The 21,119-nt window shown below is 48.6% G+C and carries 16 protein-coding genes and 2 pseudogenes; 9 read left to right on the top strand and 9 right to left on the bottom strand.

Annotated elements, in window-relative coordinates; all coding sequences use genetic code 11:
• Positions 1-225: 225 nt before the first annotated feature.
• The 4 genes from IFU29_RS15530 to denD all read left to right on the top strand — a co-directional run bounded on the left by IFU29_RS15530 (position 226) and on the right by denD (position 4,502).
• Positions 226-408, top strand: a complete 183-nt coding sequence (locus IFU29_RS15530) for a YfgG family protein (protein WP_062744722.1) — start codon at positions 226-228, stop codon at positions 406-408.
• A gap of 124 nt (positions 409-532) precedes the next feature.
• Positions 533-1,969 carry a magnesium transporter gene (gene mgtE / locus IFU29_RS15525; RefSeq protein ID WP_191934719.1) on the top strand — a complete coding sequence of 479 codons (1,437 nt, stop codon included), beginning with the start codon at positions 533-535 and terminating at the stop codon, positions 1,967-1,969.
• A gap of 221 nt (positions 1,970-2,190) precedes the next feature.
• Complete coding sequence (locus IFU29_RS15520; RefSeq protein ID WP_191934718.1) at positions 2,191-3,510, top strand: MFS transporter; 1,320 nt, start codon at positions 2,191-2,193, stop codon at positions 3,508-3,510.
• 17 nt (positions 3,511-3,527) lie between these two features.
• A complete protein-coding gene (gene denD, locus IFU29_RS15515; RefSeq protein WP_191934717.1) occupies positions 3,528-4,502 on the top strand; it encodes a D-erythronate dehydrogenase in 975 nt (324 codons plus the stop codon).
• Here denD and IFU29_RS15510 read toward each other — a convergent pair.
• Together IFU29_RS15510 and IFU29_RS15505 are read right to left on the bottom strand one after the other, a co-directional pair.
• Positions 4,468-4,974: a helix-turn-helix transcriptional regulator gene (locus tag IFU29_RS15510; protein ID WP_118663465.1), complete on the bottom strand. Its 507-nt coding sequence runs from the start codon at positions 4,972-4,974 to the stop codon at positions 4,468-4,470. The genes denD and IFU29_RS15510 overlap by 35 nt on opposite strands.
• A gap of 489 nt (positions 4,975-5,463) precedes the next feature.
• Entirely contained in the window at positions 5,464-6,243 is a 780-nt protein-coding gene (locus tag IFU29_RS15505; protein WP_191934716.1) for a DUF3750 domain-containing protein, read from the bottom strand.
• 143 nt (positions 6,244-6,386) lie between these two features.
• Between IFU29_RS15505 and IFU29_RS15500 the strand changes: the two genes are divergently transcribed.
• The 3 genes from IFU29_RS15500 to IFU29_RS15490 are packed head-to-tail and all read left to right on the top strand — an operon-like array spanning position 6,387 to position 8,538.
• A complete protein-coding gene (locus tag IFU29_RS15500) occupies positions 6,387-7,289 on the top strand; it encodes a hypothetical protein (protein ID WP_191934715.1) in 903 nt (300 codons plus the stop codon).
• Between the two features lie 30 nt (positions 7,290-7,319).
• On the top strand, positions 7,320-7,889 hold the full coding sequence (locus tag IFU29_RS15495; protein WP_191934714.1) for a hypothetical protein: 570 nt from the start codon (positions 7,320-7,322) through the stop codon (positions 7,887-7,889).
• Between the two features lie 22 nt (positions 7,890-7,911).
• Positions 7,912-8,538: an SMI1/KNR4 family protein gene (locus IFU29_RS15490; RefSeq protein ID WP_191934713.1), complete on the top strand. Its 627-nt coding sequence runs from the start codon at positions 7,912-7,914 to the stop codon at positions 8,536-8,538.
• A gap of 32 nt (positions 8,539-8,570) precedes the next feature.
• Here IFU29_RS15490 and IFU29_RS15485 read toward each other — a convergent pair whose 3' ends face one another.
• The 4 genes from IFU29_RS15485 to IFU29_RS15470 form a co-directional block, all read right to left on the bottom strand.
• Positions 8,571-9,128, bottom strand: coding sequence for a hypothetical protein (locus IFU29_RS15485; RefSeq protein WP_191934712.1), 558 nt, complete (start codon positions 9,126-9,128; stop codon positions 8,571-8,573).
• Positions 9,129-9,202: 74 nt separating this feature from the next.
• Positions 9,203-9,418 carry a hypothetical protein gene (locus IFU29_RS15480; protein WP_191934711.1) on the bottom strand — a complete coding sequence of 72 codons (216 nt, stop codon included), beginning with the start codon at positions 9,416-9,418 and terminating at the stop codon, positions 9,203-9,205.
• 86 nt (positions 9,419-9,504) lie between these two features.
• A complete protein-coding gene (locus IFU29_RS15475; RefSeq protein WP_191934710.1) occupies positions 9,505-9,981 on the bottom strand; it encodes an ATP-binding cassette domain-containing protein in 477 nt (158 codons plus the stop codon).
• 73 nt (positions 9,982-10,054) lie between these two features.
• Positions 10,055-10,297 carry a hypothetical protein gene (locus IFU29_RS15470; protein ID WP_191934709.1) on the bottom strand — a complete coding sequence of 81 codons (243 nt, stop codon included), beginning with the start codon at positions 10,295-10,297 and terminating at the stop codon, positions 10,055-10,057.
• Positions 10,298-11,119: 822 nt separating this feature from the next.
• Between IFU29_RS15470 and IFU29_RS15465 the strand changes: the two are divergent.
• Positions 11,120-11,419, top strand: a pseudogene (locus IFU29_RS15465) (transposase); the annotation flags it as partial.
• Positions 11,420-11,849: 430 nt separating this feature from the next.
• Entirely contained in the window at positions 11,850-17,180 is a 5,331-nt protein-coding gene (locus tag IFU29_RS15460) for a reverse transcriptase domain-containing protein (protein ID WP_191934708.1), read from the top strand.
• Between the two features lie 183 nt (positions 17,181-17,363).
• On the opposite strand, the gene IFU29_RS15455 is transcribed toward IFU29_RS15460, so the two are convergent.
• From IFU29_RS15455 to guaA, 3 genes and pseudogenes are all read right to left on the bottom strand, one after another.
• Positions 17,364-18,475 (bottom strand): IS3 family transposase gene (locus IFU29_RS15455; protein WP_191934707.1). Its coding sequence is split into 2 segments (ribosomal slippage): positions 17,364-18,214 and positions 18,214-18,475, totalling 1,113 coding nucleotides; the frame shifts between segments, so codons are not numbered across the junction.
• A 79-nt stretch (positions 18,476-18,554) separates the two neighbouring features.
• Positions 18,555-19,202: pseudogene (locus IFU29_RS15450) on the bottom strand (tyrosine-type recombinase/integrase); the annotation flags it as partial.
• 308 nt (positions 19,203-19,510) lie between these two features.
• The gene (guaA, locus tag IFU29_RS15445; protein WP_191934706.1) at positions 19,511-21,091 is read right to left on the bottom strand and encodes a glutamine-hydrolyzing GMP synthase; all 1,581 of its coding nucleotides are present in this window, start codon (positions 21,089-21,091) and stop codon (positions 19,511-19,513) included.
• Positions 21,092-21,119: the final 28 nt, after the last annotated feature.

Here is a 21,119-nt window from a genome sequence, read left to right as displayed (position 1 = left end):
ATGGCGCTATAGTAGAGGTTAAATCTCACAATAAATTGATTTAAATCAATTTCACTGTAATTACGTTAATAGACACGCGATTGAGTTAATGCTTCATCTAACAATCAACAGCGTGTTTCGCGTGACCTGCTGCCCCCGGCCGTAGTCCTTTTTCTCATTGACCTTCACACCTGATTTGTGCGTAAATTAGCCATCGCCCTCTGGGTATACTTCAGGAAAAACTGCGTGAACAGCGCTATGTCATTTAGAAAACGTCAGAAAACAGGTCGCATGACCCGCGTTATTTTACTGGTCAGCTTTATCATCTTATTAGGACGCCTGATTTATGTCGTTCCCGGTGCCATCGAGCATCATCAGCAGAAAAAAAATCCACCTGCGGTTCCCGTCACCGTCGTTAACGATAAATAGCGCCTGCCCGCCGGGCATGTTAACAGACGCTTTTCGGAGCTTTTGCCGCCTCTCTTTTGCCTGAAATCAGCTAAACTATAGCCTCGTTTCGTCTTCCTCTTTTAGCCAGACAAAAGGATGTTGTATGTCTGTAGCGCACTCCCATGTTCAGCAGTTGGCTGAAATTCGTAGCCGTATTCTTAATCTGCTGCTGAATGATAAAGACCTTGTCGATACCTTACACGAGCGCCCTCTGCGCGAATCTGCCGCTGAAGCAGAAGCGCATCGTGAGCAGGTTGCAGAGATCCAGCGTACCCTGCCCCTGCTGCATGCGGCCGATATCGCTGACCTGCTGGAAGCCCTCCCGGAAGATGAGCGCCTGGCGCTGTGGCGTCTGATTGGTAATGACCGCCGGGGCCGTGTGCTGGTTGAGGCCTCTGAAAGCGTCTGGGAAAGTCTGATAGAAGAGATGAGTGACCGCGATCTGCTACGCGCTATCGCTCCTCTGGATATTGATGATCAGGCTTACCTGGCCAAATATCTTTCCCGTGATTTAACCGGCCGCCTGCTGACCTCTCTCGATCCGGAACTGCGTTCCCGCGTGCTGGATGTGATGCATTTCGACCGGGACCGGGTTGGCCGCATCATGGACTTCAAAATGGTGACGGTGCGTGCAGATGTCACCCTGGCAACCGTACAGCGCTTCCTGCGCAGTAAAAAATCTATCCCGGATGGTACGGACAAACTGTTTGTTACCGGCAAGAATAACAAGCTACTTGGCGAACTCCCACTGACAGAAATCCTGCTGAACACCCCGGAAAAGCAGGTTTCAGAGGTCATGAATACCAAACCCACCACCTTCCTGATTGATGATAAAGCCGAAGATGCTGCCGGGGCCTTCGAACGTTACAACCTGATCTCTGCTGCCGTTATCGATGCCAAAGGTAAGCTGATGGGCCGCGTCACCATCGAAGATGTGATCGACCTGGTGAATGAAGAGAATGACAGCAACATTCGTAAAATGGGTGGCGTTAACCCGGAAGAGGATGTCTTCGCTCCGGTGAGAAAATCAGTGCGCACCCGCTGGGCCTGGCTGGCCATCAACCTGTGTACCGCGTTTATTGCCTCCCGGGTGATTGGCATGTTTGAGGAAACGATATCTCAGCTGGTCGCGCTGGCAGCGCTGATGCCTATCGTCGCCGGGATCGGGGGCAATACCGGTAATCAGACCATCACAATGATTGTGCGTGCGCTGGCCCTGCACCAGGTTGAACCGGGCAACTTTTCCTTCCTGATTGGTCGCGAACTGGGCGTTGCATTAATTAATGGCGTGTTCTGGGGCGGGATCATGGGCGGCGTGACCTGGGCGATGTACGGCAATCCGGCACTTGGCGGCGTCATGATGCTGGCGATGGTGCTCAATCTGCTGCTGGCTGCGCTGATGGGGGTGCTTATACCGCTGATGATGACCAAACTCAAACGCGACCCGGCAGTCGGCTCCAGCGTGCTGATCACGGCATTGACCGATACCGGCGGCTTTTTTATCTTCCTCGGTCTGGCCACCCTGTTCCTGATCCACTGATCGTTAAGAAAGCACGCGCATTGTTATAAAATGATAATTAATGGTTATTAATGTGATTTATAACGCAGAAACTTCCTCTCACAGCGCTTAATCTAACAAAAAATAACAAACCTTCTCGTTATTTCACTTATCCCGGGCTCAGGTTAGCCTGAACCCGGGACAGGATGACTGTTGCCTGAAGAAAGGACATCTCCCTGCTCTTTACCCGAAAAGGAAGCCGTATGAACTCACCTAACGCCGTTATCTCCTCTCCTGCTGTGGTCAGCGACAGGGAAGAGAATGCCTGGAAACGTGCCGTCTGGCGCATCCTGCCGATCCTGACCGTGAGCTATATTTTTGCCTACCTCGACCGGATCAACGTCGGTATTGCCAAACTGCAAATGTCCAGCGACCTGGCCTTTTCCGAAACGGTCTACGGACTCGGGGCCGGAATTTTCTTTATTGGTTTCTTCTTTTTCCAGGTGCCCAGCAATATCGCACTGCACCGCTTTGGCGCCCGTCGCCTGCTGGCGGCACTGCTGGCGTCCTGGGCGGTTATCGCTCCGCTAACCGCGCTGGTCTCCACGCCCTTTCAGTTTTATGCCGTGCGTTTCCTGCTCGGCCTGACGGAGTCCGGATTTTACCCCGGGGTGATCCTCTACCTCTCCCTGTGGTTCCCCTCCTACCGACGCGGAAAAATGTTTGCTCTGTTTGCCGCAGCCGTCCCTCTGTCCGGGCTGCTGGGAGGCCCTCTCTCCGGCTGGATTATGGAATATTTCCATAACGCTCACGGCATCGCGGGCTGGAAGTGGCTGTTTATCATTCAGGGAACCCCCTCCCTGCTGATTGGTATTTTGGTGTTCTTCCTGCTGCCCGACCGCATTGAAAACGCCCGCTGGCTGAGCGCAGAAGAGAAAGTCATGCTGAGCACGCGCCTGCAGGAAGACGCCGTACAGGACGCGACGGCTGAGCAGGCGACGATTGGCAGCGTACTGCGAAACGGCAAGCTGTGGCTGTTAACCTTTATCTATTTTTGCCTGATCGCCGGGTTTTATACCGTCAGCTTCTGGCTGCCGACGCTGGTGCGTAATGCCGGGGTGGAGGATGTCTTCACCGTCGGACTGCTGACGACGATCCCGTATGCCGCAGCCATTGTCACGATGATCGTCGCATCGCGCAGCGCCGACCGCCACCGTGAGCGCCGCTGGCACCTGGCGGGCATTGCCGTCCTAAGCGGTGTCGGGATGGTGATATCTGCCCTTTACAGCGACAACCTGGTTATCGCCATGTTTGGCCTGACGCTGGGCGCGGCGGGAGGGCTGAGCACCCTGCCCCTGTTCTGGAGCCTGCCGACAGCTTTCCTCGGCGGCACCATGGCAGCCGTCGGTATCGCGCTGATTAACTCTTTTGGTAACCTGGCCGGGTTTGTCGCTCCTTACCTGATGGGCATTCTGACCGATCTTACACACTCTACGCTGACCGGCATGATGATCATCTCCTGCACGCTATTCGTGGGCGCGGTGGCCATCTTTTTCATTCCCGGTCGTATCGTCAACCGCTAACATCAATGAGGAACACTATGAATATCGTTGTCACCGGCGCAGCCGGATTCCTGGGGAAAAAACTGCTTCAGGCCCTGCTGGCAAAAGGCTCGCTGAACGATGCCCACGGACAGCCGCAGATCATTAAGCAGATCACTGCCATTGATATTGCCCCCGTCCGCGGCATTGAAGACCCCCGCCTCATCGTACGCTGTGGGGACATCAGCAGCCGCAGCGAGCTGGAAACCCTGATTGATGCGCAGACGGACAGCGTTTTCCATCTGGCCGCTATCGTGTCCGGACAGGCTGAACAGGACTTCGACCTGGGAATGAAGATTAACGTGGATGCCGCACGTCAGATTATGGAAAGGCTGCGCGCTTTACCGCAGTGCGTGCGACTGGTCACCACCAGCTCAGTTGCGGTGTTTGGCGGGGCGCTCCCCGACAAAGTGCCGGACGACCAGGTGTGGAGGCCGCAGAGCTCTTACGGCACGCAAAAAGCCATCAACGACCTGCTCCTGTCTGATTACAGCCGCAGGGGATTCCTGGACGGACGCAGCCTGCGTATGCCCACCATCGTTGTGCGCCCGGGTAAACCGAACGCTGCCGCCTCCAGCTTTGCCAGCGGTATTATTCGCGAACCGCTCAACGGCGAGAAAGCCAACTGCCCTGTCAGCCTGGCCACCCGCCTGTGGCTGATGTCTCCGGCCAGAGCGGTACAGGCGCTGATCCTCGGCCATGAACTGAAAAGCGCAGACCTGGACCAGGGGCGGGTGATCAATCTGAACGGACTGTCAGTGACCGTAGAGGAAATGCTGGCTTCGCTCCGGCGTATCAGCGGTGAAGACGCGCTTTCCCGCATCAGCTATCAGCCTGACCAGGCCATTATCAACATCGTCAACTCCTGGCCGGGCGATTTCCACGCCAGCTATGCCCATCGCCTGGGCTTCAGGGCAAATGACTCATTTGATGAGATGGTCAGGGAGTATCTGGCGGAGAGTGATGCCGCGTAATCGCTTTGCTCAGATTGAGTTTTAACGCGGCGGCAGCGGTTTCCTGAATATGCCCGGGAACGCGATAGCCGCCGCGCTGGCTCAGCCATGTCAGCACCTCGGCAAGATGCCAGATGGTCGCCGCCCCTTCATGCACCGGTGGTGGAAAAGTCAGGTAGTGTGTCAGCATCAGCTTGCGCATATTTTGCCGGGTCACCCCAATCAGATCGGCCACGTCCGTCAGGCCCACATAATCCGGTGAGACTTCAAACAGGCGGGCCGCCGGCATCACCGTATTAATCTGCTGTAAGGCGCTCTCCATTGCCTGACCTGCCGATGGCGCTTCACGAATAAACTCCAGCGCCATTCGTCCCGGAATACCGAGGCCAATCAGGGCATCCTCACAGCCCGCCGTCGCCAGACGTTCAACCAGTACGTCAGCGGACGGTGCCTGGTCAGCTAGCTGATATTTCAGTGTAAACGTGTATTCCATGGCAGCTGAGTCCTTCCATTGCTTTCAAATTGCTGGCGCAGTGTGCAGTGATCGACCACCCGTCTGAGCTGTTTTGCGTGATTCGCTGCATTTTTGGGCGTACACCACACGCAGCAAATACAAAACTCCCCGCAGCGGCACGGCGTACTGTTCCAGGGACAATATAACTTCCCCCAGGCATGGCTGCCGCCGCAGACAACACGCCAGCCCTGCTGTTCGGCATGTTTAAGTACCGCTTCAATTTCCTTAATGGCATGAGCCCGGCGCGCCATGTTTCCTCCCAGTATCTGATGCTCCAGTTAAGTTGTCAACTGACAACCTCCATTCTTTGCGCCATCTTGTGATAAAGAGAAAAAACGTGCCAGCATAACGTTTCAGGAATGTGAGACAGGCTGACGGCGGACGTTGCGGATTGCGGGCTGGCACAAATTTTTTGCGTACCAGCCCGAGAAAGCTCCCCTGCAGCGGGAAGGTTAAGAAGCCGTCAGGTCAGATCCCGGGATTTTCTTTTTGCAGATTGTCCTCACCCAAACCGCCGATAAAGGGTAAGCGCATCTGGAGCGGCGCGAAACCGACCCCCAGATTCAGCCCCAGCACGTTAATTTCAATGCCCTCCTGAGCGCCGAGCGTGACCGCCGCTATCCCCAGCACTGACACCTGAACGCCGCGCCCGGAAGGCGGCAGCCCAATGGGGTTAAGCAGAGAGCGATAGTCTTTCCCGATCGCGTTAGCGGGCAAATTCAGCTTTAACGCCGGGACTTCCCGACCGATATGCGCCAGGAAAGTGTTGCTGTTGGGGCCCGGCCAGGCATGATAGGTCCGTGGCCAGGGATAAGAAACAATCGCCGCCACAATCTGAGGGATCATCGCTTCCGCCTCTGCCCCCCGGTGCTCTACCAGCAGGCGGGGACGTGCGCCATACCAGTAAGCATCAGGTAAGTTACTGTTCCGCCTTACTTTATCGTCGCTTCCCCAGCTAATCACTTCATAACGGGTATAGCGGGTTTCGCCGGCACGTTTATAGATTATCCACGGATGTACGGCCACTGCCCCCTTCCAGCCATAGGTCGGGGCGGCATAAATCTGCACAATAGCCAGACGGGCAAAGCGCTTAGGGTCAGGGGCCTGCCCGGAGGCGTCGCGCCGCGCCGTCGCCCAGCCTCCCTGCCCGCCGGTCTCCTGATGGCGCGTGGCCGCTGTCAGGCTGGCTCCCAGTGACAGCAGCATAATGCAGAGCAAAATCAGGCTCAGGGCTTTCAGTGAGAACATGTTGGGGGTTTCCTGGCGATGTGGGTTTACCAGCATACCTTAATGTACGGGGATGCACAGTGCCGGGAGGATCCCCACCCCGGAGGGGGGTTTACACCCGTCCTCATCACGTTAAGATAATGGGCATTCACAGGGAGGACAGTATGAACATCACCGTATCAGACTGTGTGGCGTTTGCGGCACTGATTGTCTCGATAGTCAGTCTGCGTTATGCAAAGCAGCAGAATCAGCATTCCCGGATAGCCGCGCATAATGATTACCGTTCCTATCTCTCTGAACAGCACGCCCCCTATCGTAAGGCGTTAAAACAGATCCGCGATCGGCACAAAGAAGACATTTCGCAGCTCAGCAGGCTGGCAGAGGAAACGCTGACCAACGTTGTACATCAGTTCGATCGCTTTGATCTCAAGAACCACACGCCGCGTTATTTACGCCATCTGCTGCATGAAAGTTCCGAAATGGTTTTTTGGGCATTTCGCGGGCAGTTAGGCTGGCAAACTGCAGAAAATTTGACCTGGAGACTGGCAGCGTTTATTCACATTGAAGACCACCTGAACGCCCTGGACAGCCACTCAGGTGATGCCGATTTCAGAGCAGTTTCGCAACAAAAATATTTGGCCGATCCCAACCGTCTTCTTGAAAGCGATCTGAAGAACGATATCTATTTTTGCCATCTGGTATCCGAATTGAAATCACGCATCGACCCGGAACAAAATGCAGAGCTGTTATTAACCATGCAGCGCGAAATCGCCCCTTTCCGCGCTAAGCTGGAAAGGCTGCAACCTCAGTTTCAGGCAAGCGCAACGGTGCTGGATGAACTGATCGACGAGGGCGTTACCGGGCACTTTTCACTGAAGGAGTCTGCGGAACTCTATCAGGCAATGAAAAAGAACAGGGCGATACTGAAAACGTTAGGCCGACTTTATTTCCAGCCGATCAGTGAAAATTATGCCAGTAAATACTCAAATGCCATTTCCCTGAGTATTCATACCTGCGCCATACTGCAGATGATCCAGGGCGTTTCAATGTGGGGCGTTGAGGTTTAACAAGGGTAAAAATAACGGAGCAACTGATTGATGCGCTATGAATTCGTTGAAGTCCTTAACGACCTGATTGATTACTTTTTGATTGGCGACCTTCGTCTGCTGAAAAAATTCAAGGACGACAACCTGCTCAGTGACGATCTGGCCTCGGAATTTGCCAGCAATGATAGCGGTGACAGGGCGGTGCTGAACGGCATCGTCATCCCCTTAGCGGGCATTGAAAATTACCCGTACACGATTATTTTCAACCTTTCGAATGAGATGCCGGAGCTGCTCAAGCCGGAGAGCCGTTTACAGCATCGGCGCGGCGGCTACTTCCTGCGGATTGAAAACCAGCAGCTCCTGCTCTTCACATGGCGGATTCTGCAAAACTTCACCGATGCCGATATCCACTCACTGCAGGAACGCTATCACCAGCCGGGACGGCCACAGATCGCGCTTGAGAATGGCCTGTATGATGTTGAAATCCTCGGCGGTGAAGTGCTCAGAGGCGAGGACTACGAACCCGCTTTTGAGTTCGTTTTAAAGAAAACCGAACGCGCCGATATTACGTCTGAGGTCGATATCAACTATCGTTTCACCATCGACAGCAGCACTTATTAATCATCCTGAGGCATCATCCGCTATGAATTCAGACACTCACTCGCCAGCCCCGACCAGCGACCTTCCCCCTCTGGCCTGGCCAGAATTTGCCGATGATAATGCCCGGCTGGACTGGTGGCGTGTCTGCGCACTGGCCTGGCTCGATCAGTGGGAAAACCCGTCGCCGCTGACGCCTGTCAAACCCGAAGAGGTGGTCGCCCTCGAACAACGCCTGGGCTGCCTCCTCCCTCCGTTACTGCGCACGTATCATGAGCAGATTGGCGTGCTGGACCTGGCGGAAACGTTGTGCAGCGTGGCCCCCGCCAAATACGCCAGCATTGAACCGCTGCACAGCGCCTATCCCGGCATTAGTGACATTCTGGAAGATGCCCCCAATTCCGATGCACTTTGGGTACTGGTCAAGCAACTGGTCGTCTTCGGTGACTATTTGGGCAATGGCAATATGTGGTGCTTTCATGTCGAGACCGGCGAGGTGTGGTACTTCGATCACGACAGCTCGCCGATGCTGACGCAAATCTTCAGCGACGTGGGCCAGTACCTCGACGTGCTGATGTTTATGTGCCTGCTGGCGGTTCACGGCGAGGAGGACAATGAGGACCTGTTGCGTGAGCATCTGGGCGATGCTGTGGTGGAAAAGTGGATGTATTGAATAAAAAGACATATCAGCACCAAATTCAAACATTACACTGACAGCGCCTTTAACAACGCCAACACTGGGTGCCGGAAATCAAACCGCCAGCGCATCCAGTTTAACGGCAACGCTGCGAGCGCCTGAGCGAGCTGGCCGGCATGTGCGAACTCAGTAACGCGTTGCTGATACAGCAATTGATAGCTATCGCTGGCGGTTAGCCAGCTAATCTCTATATCATTCAGTTTGAGCAGAGCCACCTTATTTTCTGCCGGGTCGTGAGTAAAAGCGAAATCCATAAAGGCCGTTAACGCATTCATCATCCCGTCCACATCGCCCATTTCTGGTTGGCAGATATCGTTAACCGCAACATAGACACGGCTGCGCCAGAACAGCGGGCTAAATGCGCTGCGTCGCCATGCGCGCAACAGGCAGCAGCGCTGGTATTGCATCAACGTGAGCTGGCTTCCTCTCGCCTGCGCCTGATGCCAGTCCGCTTCGATCAATATGCCAAGCGCCTGCTGCTGTGGGTCCGGTTGAGCCTTAGCGAGTCCGGCATAAGCATCCAGCATAAGTTCAGTAAACCCATCATCCTGCTGATGCTCATCCACGGCATCGGTAAACGGCAGAGGATTGCTGGCAGTAACCGGCGCTGCGGGAGCCGGCGATATAAGCTCATTATTGCTTAACGCGCTCCACCGGTCAGACGCAGCATCAGACCAATAAAAATCAGCGCAATGCCCGAGGCGTAAACCGGGAACCAGCGCGCCCACCAGTTGGTAGAAAACAGCGGCGTGCTATTGATATGACTGGTGGCATAGCTGCTATAGAGGTTCAGGGCTAACACTATCGCGAGGCTGATAAGGCCGATAAAAACCAGTAGATTCGAGACCTTATACATTGTGCTTCTCCTGTTCAGGGAACATCAGGGATAGATTGAAATTGTCGCCGGAAATTACCATTTCGGTATGAATTTCAGAGACGTAATTATTTTCCTGCGTCTGCATCAAGCGGTTCTCCGGCGAGGGAAGCGCCTCCCGGAAAACCAGCCAGTCGTCGTTTTTGGCCTCCAGAAAGACGGGAAAAGCGGATTTTTCGCTGCGCTTCCACGCGCAGTAGCGACGGCAAACTGAAAAACTGAGGCGCAACGCCCAGCGGCTGTTTAACACCCTGGCTCAGCCCCTGCTGGATAACTTCCCCGCAGACGCTAATCAGTCCTTTAAAAGGGTGCACCCCCTGCAAAGTCTCCATCAACGTGGTTTTTCCCGCGCCATTTGGCCCTACCTGACCGAGAATTTCGCCGGGGTTTATCTGCAGCGAAATATCATGCAGCACCTGAACATCAGAGTAAGATTTACTTAACGATTCCACCTGCAGTAGCGGCGACCGACCTGCCGAAAACTGATGTGATGCCGGGCTATTTGCGAGCTGAGTAGCCAGAGTGATGTCATCCTGCTTGATCATTAGTTGGGAGCCAGCGAGAAAGTGTCAGGAGGGTAACCGGCACAATGTTTCGTACCGGTTGCGTAGAGGGAAATTAACCGCCACTACTGGTAATGCTGCCCATCGTACCGATGCTGCCTGCCGAAGCAATACTGCCACAACCTGCGGTAGATGCGGTGCTGACACTGGCTGCAGTTGAAGCGCAGTCGCTGGCGAAATACAGGGTTTCCGGCAATTCTTCCACCAGCAGATTGATCCCGTCGAACTGCGCTGAAGGGGAGTCAAGCGTAATATCCAAGCGATGGGACTGACTAACCAGAGATGAGAAAGTAGCCATAAAACATCCTTATAATCTGATTACATTGAGACAACTTGTGAAGCAATTTTTAACACAAATGATAAATTTGTGTAAAGTAATTATCCATTTTTTGTAAGCTTAATACCTTTACAACTCTTATCAATCTTCCGTTAATGACGCCAGGCAATGGGCGCTACAGGCGTTTAAACCCTGACTGAGCGGGCCCTCGATGACAGGAAATTTTGCGATGCAAACAGAACCTGACGTGTTTCCCAGAACGTGCTGCAGTGATTAACCCGACCAAATTGAGCGCATCGTTACCAGCGATAATTCGAGCAAAGATGTTCACGACGATCCGAAGGGGCCCATGAAGAGGTTAACGACGTCAGAAAAATGCGCATAATGATGGAAAAGGCGGACAAGGAGGAAAAGTCAGGATGGCGTATCAGAAAACAAAATAATGGCGTTCAGGGTTCTGAAGACGAACCGCAGCGCAGGAGTTCTTCAACGTGTTTATGCCGGGGAAAAAATAGCCAAAAGCCCGCAGTTACGCGGGCTTAGAGGTACTTTACTGCTTTTACGTGCAGGCTGTTGCCAGACGCGAAATCATTCCCACTCTATTACCAATAATAATAAAAAAACACTATAAAACAATATCATGGAAATCACGCACTACTCAATACCATGAAAAATACCCTTGTAAAATGTATGGCAGCAAGGATAGCATTGTAACGGAGTGTAATCGGGTTTATGGTCAATGCATAGTGTCACACATCCGCCAACCACGGGATGACCTGCTCCCCGTTGATTAACACACCGCGATGTTAGTAATGTCTTCATAAGCCACATGAGGACATGCCCATGAAGAGGCGTTTTTCCGACGAACAGATCATCAGTATCCTCCGCGAGGCTGAAGCCGGGGTTTCAGCCCGGGAACTCTGCCGTAAGCATGCTATTTCAGACGCTACCTTTTACACTTGGCGCAAGAAGTTTGGCGGCATGGAAGTTCCCGAAGTGAAGCGGCTCAAGTCGCTTGAAGAGGAGAACGCCCGCCTCAAGAAGCTGCTTGCTGAAGCCATGCTGGATAAGGAGGCGCTACAGGTGGCTTTGGGCCGAAAGTTCTGACGACAGACCAGAAGCGAGCCGCAGTGCTGCCGATGATTAAGAATGATTCTGTCCGCTGTGTAGCCATTTCAAGCAAAGCAGCAGTTGCCTTGAGCAACCTCGCAGAATGAGACTATGGCCGCTGCTTCAAGAGCCAACCAAGCACAGTTACAATAGAAGAGCTAACGCTTCATCTCTAGGAAAAAAGCTTTCATATGACAAGAGCGATAAACAATTCAGCAGCGATACCAAATTTGAAGGTTCTGCGCTTTCATGATTTACTTCACGAGACAACCTCCCGTCTGGCGAAGATTTTTTCCACTACACGAATTGACGGAAATCACGGTACATCAGGACACATGAATGCCAGTGAGATGCTACCATCCTAAAATGAAAGACTTAGCTAAAAGATTAATTTGATCATGAGGGTGTTTTAAAAAATCTTTAGACTCCCCCATTTTCCTAAGGCTGTTGTAAGGAGACATCAATGCTTAACGAATTAGCCACATTATTATACAGGTTTTTAGCGACAGACCAAAGTTATCACGCACAACAACAACCTGACGGAACTTACAGAAAGAGAGCAGGTGCCATCACCCCAAAACTTTTGGAGAAAACCCTAAATGATGGTGGATCCGTCGCAATCTATCAAAAAAATAACGATCTCACAATTAACTGGATCTGCTTTGACTTTGACATAATTAAATCTAATTTAAATAGCGAAAACCACGGAGCCGCCCAACAAGAGCTTGAACGTAGCGTAAATCATTTCTGTCAATCACTTGAGTCACTTAACATACCCCACTTACTTGAGTTCTCTGGCAACAGAGGTTTTCATATATGGATAACATTCGAGGATAGAATAAGTTACCGAACAGGCTATGAAATTCAACAAACACTAATTGATGCAACTGAACTCAGCTTCAATAAAGATCTTATAGCTATAGATTTATTTCCAAGCTCTGGTACGCCTACTGACGGGGTTGGACTTGGAGTTAAATCCCCTCTGTCTAAGCATGCCAAATCAAAACAGTACGCACTACTTTTAAGCTCATCAAAAGGAATACAATCAGTCACAAAAATCACGGAATTTAATGACGAAGTAATAAACAAAAACCTTGAAATACTGAAAAACCATCGAAACACCAGTAAATCCGAGTTAGAAAGTGTTTTTGGAGTATTCTTCGACATAACACACGATGAAACATCTAGACCCACAAGAGTCAAGTCAATAAAAGTACAACAAAATGGCTTCACGCTTGACGAAATATTTACGCACTGGGAAGGCAGCGCACCACTTAATGCACTTGCGAAAAAAATCAATGAAACCGGAAAGCTGAGTCATGAGGAGAGAAAACTACTCGTTGGATTATTCTGCAACATTCAAGCTAAAAAAATAAAAAATGCAGGACAAAGCATTCTACAAGAATTATTTAGCAAGACCGACAACTACAACCCCGAAGTAACTAGCAGATCAATTAAAAAGCTTTCCTCATTTAACTTCCCATCACAAGAGCAAATAGAAAAGACGACGAAGGTAAGGTTTCCCAACACACTTTCAACAGAAGAACTGATAAATACCTGCATACCAAAATTTTTAGCTTATACAGATGCTACATTTGATATCTCGAAATCTGATATAGAAATCACCAAAGCCGCTGAACTTAGCTACCTTTTTCTAAACGATGAAGCACAGTCAAAAATCATTATTAACGATCTTTCATCCGATGACAGTTTTAGACTACTGAACCTCGCAGAAAATGTAATAAAAAACCCAAAATCAGCTCAGTTTTATAAACATCTACGAAACGAAAAAAACAAAGTAAGAACTTTAATAACGTTGAAGGCACCAGAGAGAATAGCTACTTCGTGCATTCTCAAGCAGTTAATATATTTTTTAAACCTTCAACCAAGCACCAACTCACATGGGTATAAACCAAATAAAGGCTTTAGTGGTGGTTACATATTCCAGCCATGGTTATACCTGTGGATAAAATTTGTATCCAATATAAGTACAGCTATCGAAGACAATGATAATCAACAGTGCTATATCGTAAAAACTGATATCAGAAATTTTTATGACACGATACCGCACGACAATCTAAAAAGGATGCTTCTTGGGGGAGCAAACCCTCGTATAGTCGCAAAATCAGGTGCTTTATCTGAAGCGTCAAAGCTTCTGTACAAAGCACATATCGATACATTATTCGAAATAACAGAAAAAACGATTGACTCTAAAATAGGCTTGCCGCAAGGACCGGCTTATGCACGGTATTTAGCGGAGCTGTATCTTGACAATCTTGACCAACAATTCGACGCAAAAATTCAAAAGGAAGAATTACAACTATACCAACGGTACGTAGATGATATTTTCTTCGTAGCACCTACTGAAGAATCTGCAAATGTTGCGCTTAAAACATTACATACAGAACTTGAACTCCTCGGACTAGAGATAAACTATGATAAAACAGTAATAACAAAAATAAGTAATTTCTCTGAAGATTTTAACAGTTATCGTTCACAATCCAAATACGCTGTAGACAAAGTCTCAAAAAACTTTGCTGACTCAACCGACACACAAAAAAACCTGGCTATTACTGAGTTTATGAGTCTTGTTCAATCAGATAGCTGCGATAATGACCTTGCCTTCATTTTCTCACATTTAGCGGGCGTGCCCCAACTAGACACGTTGAAAAGAGAAAAAGTAGAGCCTACCTTAAATGGCAGAGCTGGCAGAGGAAGCCTTTACAAACATTTGTTCAACTTTGTTCTAGACTCACCAGAAAACTGGAGTGAATTAGAAAAGATAGAGCGATTCGATGATCTTCAATCAGAGGTATTGACCGCTTGCTTTATCACTATGCTAGAGTCAAGCAAGTCGGCTACTGAAGCGCTTAAACATTTAGTCACTCAGATAGAAGAAAAGCTATCTGACTCTGAATTAACCCATGAGAATCTTGCACATCTCGCATTGGTGTTCGATGCCAAAATCAATCTAAAAAAAATTTCTTCAACCACCATCATTAACTGTCTAAAATCCATACCAGATGTAGACACTATAAACGTAACAACAGAGCTAATTGAACAGCTAAACACATCTCTAAATGACATTAAATTGCTGCCAGACTTTATTGAGGCTATTTACCCTCTCTGCGCCAGTCCGAAAATAAAAAATAAAGAATTAAATAACTTAGCAATTACATTTTACGCAAAACTTTCGACAGACCAAGCTAATGGTAAACTGGCCACATCCACACAACCTGAAATAAAATCCCCATCAACTACATCTAAATACTATTACTTGCTTTGCCTTTTCTCAATTTCCGACAAAAATAAATCAATCGATCTTTTAATAAATGCATGGAAATACTGTGCACATATATTCAATACATGCGACACGGAAACCACACACAAGTCCCAAGACTGGTTCAAAAAAATCAATAGCATTGATTACAGCGAAGAGAAAGCATTATTTATAATATCATCTATAGTCGACGGAAATATATTCAGAGGACTTTATGACAGAAGCAAAGTTTTCGAAAAATTTCACAACCTACTATTAATATACATAACATTCCAAGATAACAACTTAAAAAGCACCGATATTAAAAAAGCTCTCGAAGAGCTTAAATACAAGGCAAATTTTTACAACTGGCTTATCGAAAAAGACGGAACACTTTTATTTCCAACGACCAATAAATCATGGTTTGAGAAAAACATAATTGAAAACAGTTCGATTATATTGAAAAAAGGTAACTCTATACTTTTCAGGAAGCCCACCACCAACTTTCACCCATCTAGCCTCCCAGAAAGCGAGCATAATGGCTATAGCGAAGTAATTGTTGAATATAACCCAGCAGATCTAAACACTCTTTCAGACACTCTTTCAGGTAAAACTACCGCCCAAAAACTAAAAAAACTTCTCGAAATAATAGATTACTGTAAAAATTCAGATACATACCCAAATATTTTTTGTCGCGATCGCATTCTAAATTACAGCACTTCACTTCCATTTAGCAACGAACTTATGAATTCGAGAACAATTCTATTTGAAGACAAAAATGAAAACATTGAAACACTCGCAAACAATCAGAAAAACTTTATCAGAAGTTTTTTCCGCTCAGAACCTGATGAAACCGGGCTACTTCCGATTAAAGAAAAATACATCGACAACCTAGAAGATGATTTTAATATAGTAGAATTTATAAAACACCTATCTCTTCAACTCGAAGAAACAAATATAGTAGAAGACAATTTTCATTTTGACATTGCGGCAGCAGCTGCGCTGTATCTATGCTTGAAAGAAACAGACACAGTAAGAAGAATTGATAAATTTGTTAATCAATACCACCGATTTAATCAATCCAATAATGATCGCCATATATATGCTATAGACCAAAAAACAAATCCGCTTGATGGCACTCCTATACAGTTACTACACACTGTAGAAGTCTCACTCAAATTAATACCTTTAGAAGTAACCCCATCTTTGGCTCTATATATCCACAAAGATATTCAGCAGTACAAACAGCGACTTATCAGCTTAGTTGAGTTGCACAACTCAGAAGCTCCAGCATTAGATATAAATAAATTCATACGTGTTTATCCGAGAATTTCCCCTCTCAGCGAATCGTTAAACATTAATAACAAAGACTACAAATTCAAAAACATCAAGCTTATAAATTTGACAACTAATGAAATTCATCCATTTGAGGCTCGCCACTCTGTAGCCATAAGCTCATCAGAACATATTTATTTTTTTGAAAACGCAACCGATACATATATAGCCTCAATAAACAGTGCAATTAGTAAAATATACGACTCCATAGTAAAAAGAGCAGAAAAAACAACTAACACTGGTGTACCAGCTAAAAGCTACCCAGCATCAATTTTCGACGAAAAAAGTATAGTCTGTTTAAACAATTTCGATTCTGCCATTGATGTTATCTCACAGCATCGCGACATTCCGAAAACAGACGCACAAAAAAACCTAGTAAAATGGCTCAGTGCGATTCCAAAGAAATTCCACCAGATGTTAGTAACACTAATATCTGCTCATGTAGTTATGCGCGAGGAAGACATAAATAATTTCGCGAAAAAGGTAGAAGAGCTATTGAATGACAAAAATGCCAATCCTTTTTTAATAAAACGTGTTGGTGATTATAATGGAACCCACAGGATTTTATTTAAATATACAACTATTGGTCGAAATATCGAAAACCTATCTCCATTGAGAATTTCAGAAAATGCAGATAATGCAACGATAATCACCGACAACATTATCACAGGATCACAGATAATTTCGTCCCTCAAATTTTACTTATCCGTCAACGAACCTAGACCAAACGCGAATAACTTTGACATACCAAAGGAGAGCCAAGAATCTTTAAAAAACACACTACAAGGACTTAAATCAATAAATATATGCACTATTTTATATACGCCCACAGCGCTACAGAACATTGAAAATGAATTAAAAGAACTTATCGACAAAAATATAACTGTAAATATAATATGCGGAAAAGATATTGGTGATGATGCACTATTTGGATCAACAAGCAAAATAGGTGAAAAAGAAAAGGACTCTATTCGAAGTACACTAAGGGACTTGGAGGCGATGCAGGAGCTGTATAATCATCTTGATACCATACGGGTTTTTAAACAAGCAATAGCCTCTATAGATGACGAGATAAATAAAACCAACTTAGTGGCTAGGCATCAATCTCTTCCAAAAAAATGTTTCAACTTTCTTAGAGCAGGCCTAAGACATGAGGCCACCTGTCACCCTCTTATTCGAGTGCTTGAACTGAATGAGTAACGATTCAAGAATAGTTAAGCTATAAACGTTCCAGATATTGGTTTAGACCAATATCTGGCAACTACATTTCAATCAAAAACGCATTCGTTCTATTATCCCTAACTGAATTGCCACGCTTTAAACACCTCAGGATCATTTTAAATGCTTTAAAGAGAGGTGGCCATAAGTGTAAGTACACCCGTTTTAGTTCCAAACACTTTTTGAGATTTCCGGTTTCTCAGCCATCATCCGATATTCTTCCGGCGTCAGGTTATTCAGGGATTCATGGGGCCGCTCACTGTTGTATTCCGTCAGCCAGCGCTCCGTGATTTCCCGTGCTTCGTTCAGAGTTCTGAACAGATAAAAATCCAGGATTTCTGTCCGGTACGTCCGGTTAAAGCGTTCGATAAACGCGTTCTGCGTCGGCTTACCCGGCTTAATAAAGTCCAGCAACACACCGTGCTCCTCAGCCCATTGCGCCAGAGCCAGTGAGACCAGCTCTGGCCCGTTGTCCATCCGCATCTTCAGCGGATAGCCACGGTTTGCCACAATCCTGTCCAGCACCCGCACAACCCGTTGCGCCGGAATATTCAGGTCAATTTCTATCGCCAGAGCCTCGCGGTTAAAATCATCCACGACGTTGAAGGTCCGAAAGCGTCTGCCACATGTCAGGGCGTCGTGCATAAAATCAATCGACCAGCTCTGGTTAAGTGCTTCCGGCGTGGCCAGCGGAGCCGGATTACGCACCGGCAGACGTTGTTTACCCTTACGCCGGAAATTCAGTTTCAGCAGGCAGTAAATCCGGTGTACACGCTTGTGGTTCCAGACGTGGCCCTGCCTGCGAAGCACCTGGAACAGCTTCTTAAAGCCGTAGCGGGGATAGCGTTCAGCCGCCTCAGTCAGCCTCTGGATCACCGGTTCATCACGTCGCGTGTCCGGTTGATAGCGAAACACCGTCCTGCTCAGCGATAACGTCCTGCATGCCTGGCGTATGCTCATCGTAAACTGCGCGGTCAGATAGCTGACGAGCTCACGCTTTATCGCTGGTTTTAAAGCTTTTTTTCGATAACGTCTTTCAGCGCCCGGCATTCCAGGCTCAGGTCGGCAAACATCTGCTTCAGGCGACGATTTTCGTCTTCAAGATCTTTTATCTTTTTGATATCAGCGGCTTCCATCCCGCCATATTTCGCCTTCCAGTTGTAGTAGCTGGCTTCGGATATAGCGGCCTCGCGGCAGACATCTTTGACGGTCCGTCCGGCTTCGACGGACTTCAGAACGGCGATGATCTGGTGCTCGGTGAATCGGATCTTGCGCATAGCGATCTCCTCAGGGGATATAGTCAGTATGTCGGAAGATCTCTAAAAGTGAATGGTTCGTTTTGCAGAGATACTTACACATGTACCGATACATCAGACCAATTTCAATTGGCGTCAATGCCCTGTCTCGAGGCTCAAATTTCGCTATGCTTGCAGGCCGTACCAGATCAGCAGGATTCTCCACCTTCTGACCGCGCTCAATAGCCCAGCGATAGACTTGCAATACAATCTCTCTGGCGTGTACAGCTGTCGCTGGTGCCCCTCTCTCGACAATGTTATCGGTTAATGCGCGTAAGTCTTCATGTGTAATCTCACTAAGTTTCTGCTGGGCAAATTTTGACTTCAACTCCCTTTGATATACCGAACGCCGCATATCACGCGTCGATTCAGCCATTTGATAACCGCGTAACCATTTTTCAGTCCACGCACCAAAAGTCTCCGCATCTTTAATACGCGCTTTATCTCTGGCTTTTTCCCTCGCAGGCGATATTCCACTGGCAACCATTTTTTTGGCTTCATTGAGCCGTTCACGCGCTTCTGCAAGCGTGATCCCTCCAACACCATAGCGGCCAAAAGTAACAGTCTCCTGTCTTCCGTTTATTGAATAGTTATAACGAAATGAAATAGTTCCAGCCGGAGTGACCGCAACATACAGACCATCACGGTCATTAACTTTATAGAGTTTCTCCTTCGGCTTAAGGTGACGCAGCCTGGTGTCAGTCAACATGGTTTATTGTTTTCCTTTTATCAAAAAATACCATGTTGTAAAAAATTCAGAAAAATTATTTAACTATCTGTTTTTAATTGAGTTATAAAAAACAAATACCATAACTCAACCAGAATTTATCACATGGTACTTTTTCAAACCTGAATTCAAAACCAGAGAGTACCATCAAAAATTCCATTGAAAAAACCCTGCTTCCCGTTGCTAACAGCTGCCAGAAAGTGCCAGACACAAAAACAAAAAAGCCCGCAGTTACGCGGGCTTAGAGGTACTTTACTGCTTTTACGTGCAGGCTGTTGCCAGACGCGAAATCATTCCCACTCAATCGTCGCCGGTGGTTTACCTGAAATATCGTAAACCACACGGGAAATCCCGTCGACTTCGTTGATGATGCGGTTGGATACGCGGCCGAGGAAATCATACGGCAGATGCGCCCAGTGTGCGGTCATAAAGTCGATGGTCTCGACGGCACGCAGGGAAACTACCCAGTCGTACTTACGGCCATCACCCATCACGCCGACAGAACGAACTGGCAGGAAGACGGTAAAGGCCTGGCTGACTTTGTTGTACAGGTCGGCTTTATGCAGCTCTTCAATGAAGATCGCATCGGCACGACGCAGCAGGTCACAGTACTCTTTCTTTACTTCACCCAGTACGCGCACACCCAGGCCCGGGCCCGGGAACGGGTGACGGAACAGCATGGCGTGTGGCAGGCCCAGCTCCAGACCGATTTTACGCACTTCGTCTTTAAACAGCTCACGCAGTGGTTCAACCAGGCCCATCTTCATTTCTTTCGGCAGGCCGCCCACGTTGTGGTGCGATTTGATCACGTGCGCTTTGCCAGTAGCAGAAGCGGCTGATTCAATCACATCAGGGTAGATGGTTCCCTGGGCCAGCCACTTCACGTCTTCCAGCTTCAGAGCTTGTTCATCGAAGACTTCAACGAAGACGCGGCCGATGATTTTACGCTTGGCTTCCGGCTCATCTGTGCCTGCCAGTGCGTCGAGGAAGCGTTTTTCGCCTTCCACATGGATGATATTCAGACCGAAATGGTCACCAAACATCTCCATCACCTGCTCGGCTTCGTTCAGGCGCAGCAGGCCGTTGTCGACAAAGACGCAGGTCAGACGGTCGCCAATCGCACGGTGCAGCAGCATTGCGGTCACAGAGGAGTCAACGCCGCCGGACAGGCCGAGAATCACTTTATCGTTGCCGACCTGCACACGCAGACGTTCAACGGCATCTTCAATGATTTTAGCCGGAGTCCACAGGGCTTCACACTGGCAGATATCCAGCACGAAACGCTCCAGCAGACGCAGACCCTGACGGGTGTGTGTCACTTCCGGGTGGAACTGTACGCCGTAGAAGCGCTTCTCTTCGTTGGCCATAATGGCAAACGGGCAGGAGTCGGTGCTGGCAACGGTCACGAAGTCAGACGGGATCGCCGTGACTTTGTCGCCGTGGCTCATCCACACGTCCAGCAGCGGCTTACCGGCCGGGCTGATCGCATCTTCGATGTCCCGGATCAGCGCGCTGTTGGTCTGTACTTCAACCTGGGCATAACCAAATTCACGTTCGCTGGAGCCTTCCACCTTGCCACCCAGCTGCATTGCCATGGTCTGCATGCCATAGCACACGCCCAGTACCGGGACGCCTGCGTTAAACACGTAGTCCGGCGCACGCGGGCTGTCGTGCTCGGTGGTGCTTTCCGGGCCACCGGAAAGGATAATGCCGTTCGGGTTAAAACCACGAATCTGCTCTTCGGTGACGTCCCACGCCCACAGTTCACAGTAGACACCCAGCTCACGCACACGGCGGGCAACCAGCTGCGTATACTGCGAACCGAAATCGAGGATCAGGATGCGATGTTTATGAATATTTTCCGTCGTCATTGGGCTATTCCAGGCGATGTAGTACAAA

The organism is Erwinia persicina (genome assembly GCF_014838825.1).
Lineage (GTDB): Bacteria > Pseudomonadota > Gammaproteobacteria > Enterobacterales > Enterobacteriaceae > Erwinia > Erwinia persicina_A.
Note: the sequence above shows the minus strand (reverse complement) of the source record. Positions and strands in the feature narration are given on the sequence as shown.

Coding starts and splice junctions, on each gene's coding strand:
- mgtE (WP_191934719.1), top strand. CDS start 533: ATGTCTGTAGCGCACTCCCATGTTCAGCAGTTGGCTGAAATTCGTAGC.
- IFU29_RS15520 (WP_191934718.1), top strand. CDS start 2,191: ATGAACTCACCTAACGCCGTTATCTCCTCTCCTGCTGTGGTCAGCGAC.
- denD (WP_191934717.1), top strand. CDS start 3,528: ATGAATATCGTTGTCACCGGCGCAGCCGGATTCCTGGGGAAAAAACTG.
- IFU29_RS15510 (WP_118663465.1), bottom strand. CDS start 4,974: ATGGAATACACGTTTACACTGAAATATCAGCTAGCTGACCAGGCACCG.
- IFU29_RS15505 (WP_191934716.1), bottom strand. CDS start 6,243: ATGTTCTCACTGAAAGCCCTGAGCCTGATTTTGCTCTGCATTATGCTG.
- IFU29_RS15500 (WP_191934715.1), top strand. CDS start 6,387: ATGAACATCACCGTATCAGACTGTGTGGCGTTTGCGGCACTGATTGTC.
- IFU29_RS15495 (WP_191934714.1), top strand. CDS start 7,320: ATGCGCTATGAATTCGTTGAAGTCCTTAACGACCTGATTGATTACTTT.
- IFU29_RS15490 (WP_191934713.1), top strand. CDS start 7,912: ATGAATTCAGACACTCACTCGCCAGCCCCGACCAGCGACCTTCCCCCT.
- IFU29_RS15480 (WP_191934711.1), bottom strand. CDS start 9,418: ATGTATAAGGTCTCGAATCTACTGGTTTTTATCGGCCTTATCAGCCTC.
- IFU29_RS15475 (WP_191934710.1), bottom strand. CDS start 9,981: ATGATCAAGCAGGATGACATCACTCTGGCTACTCAGCTCGCAAATAGC.
- IFU29_RS15470 (WP_191934709.1), bottom strand. CDS start 10,297: ATGGCTACTTTCTCATCTCTGGTTAGTCAGTCCCATCGCTTGGATATT.
- IFU29_RS15460 (WP_191934708.1), top strand. CDS start 11,850: ATGCTTAACGAATTAGCCACATTATTATACAGGTTTTTAGCGACAGAC.
- guaA (WP_191934706.1), bottom strand. CDS start 21,091: ATGACGACGGAAAATATTCATAAACATCGCATCCTGATCCTCGATTTC.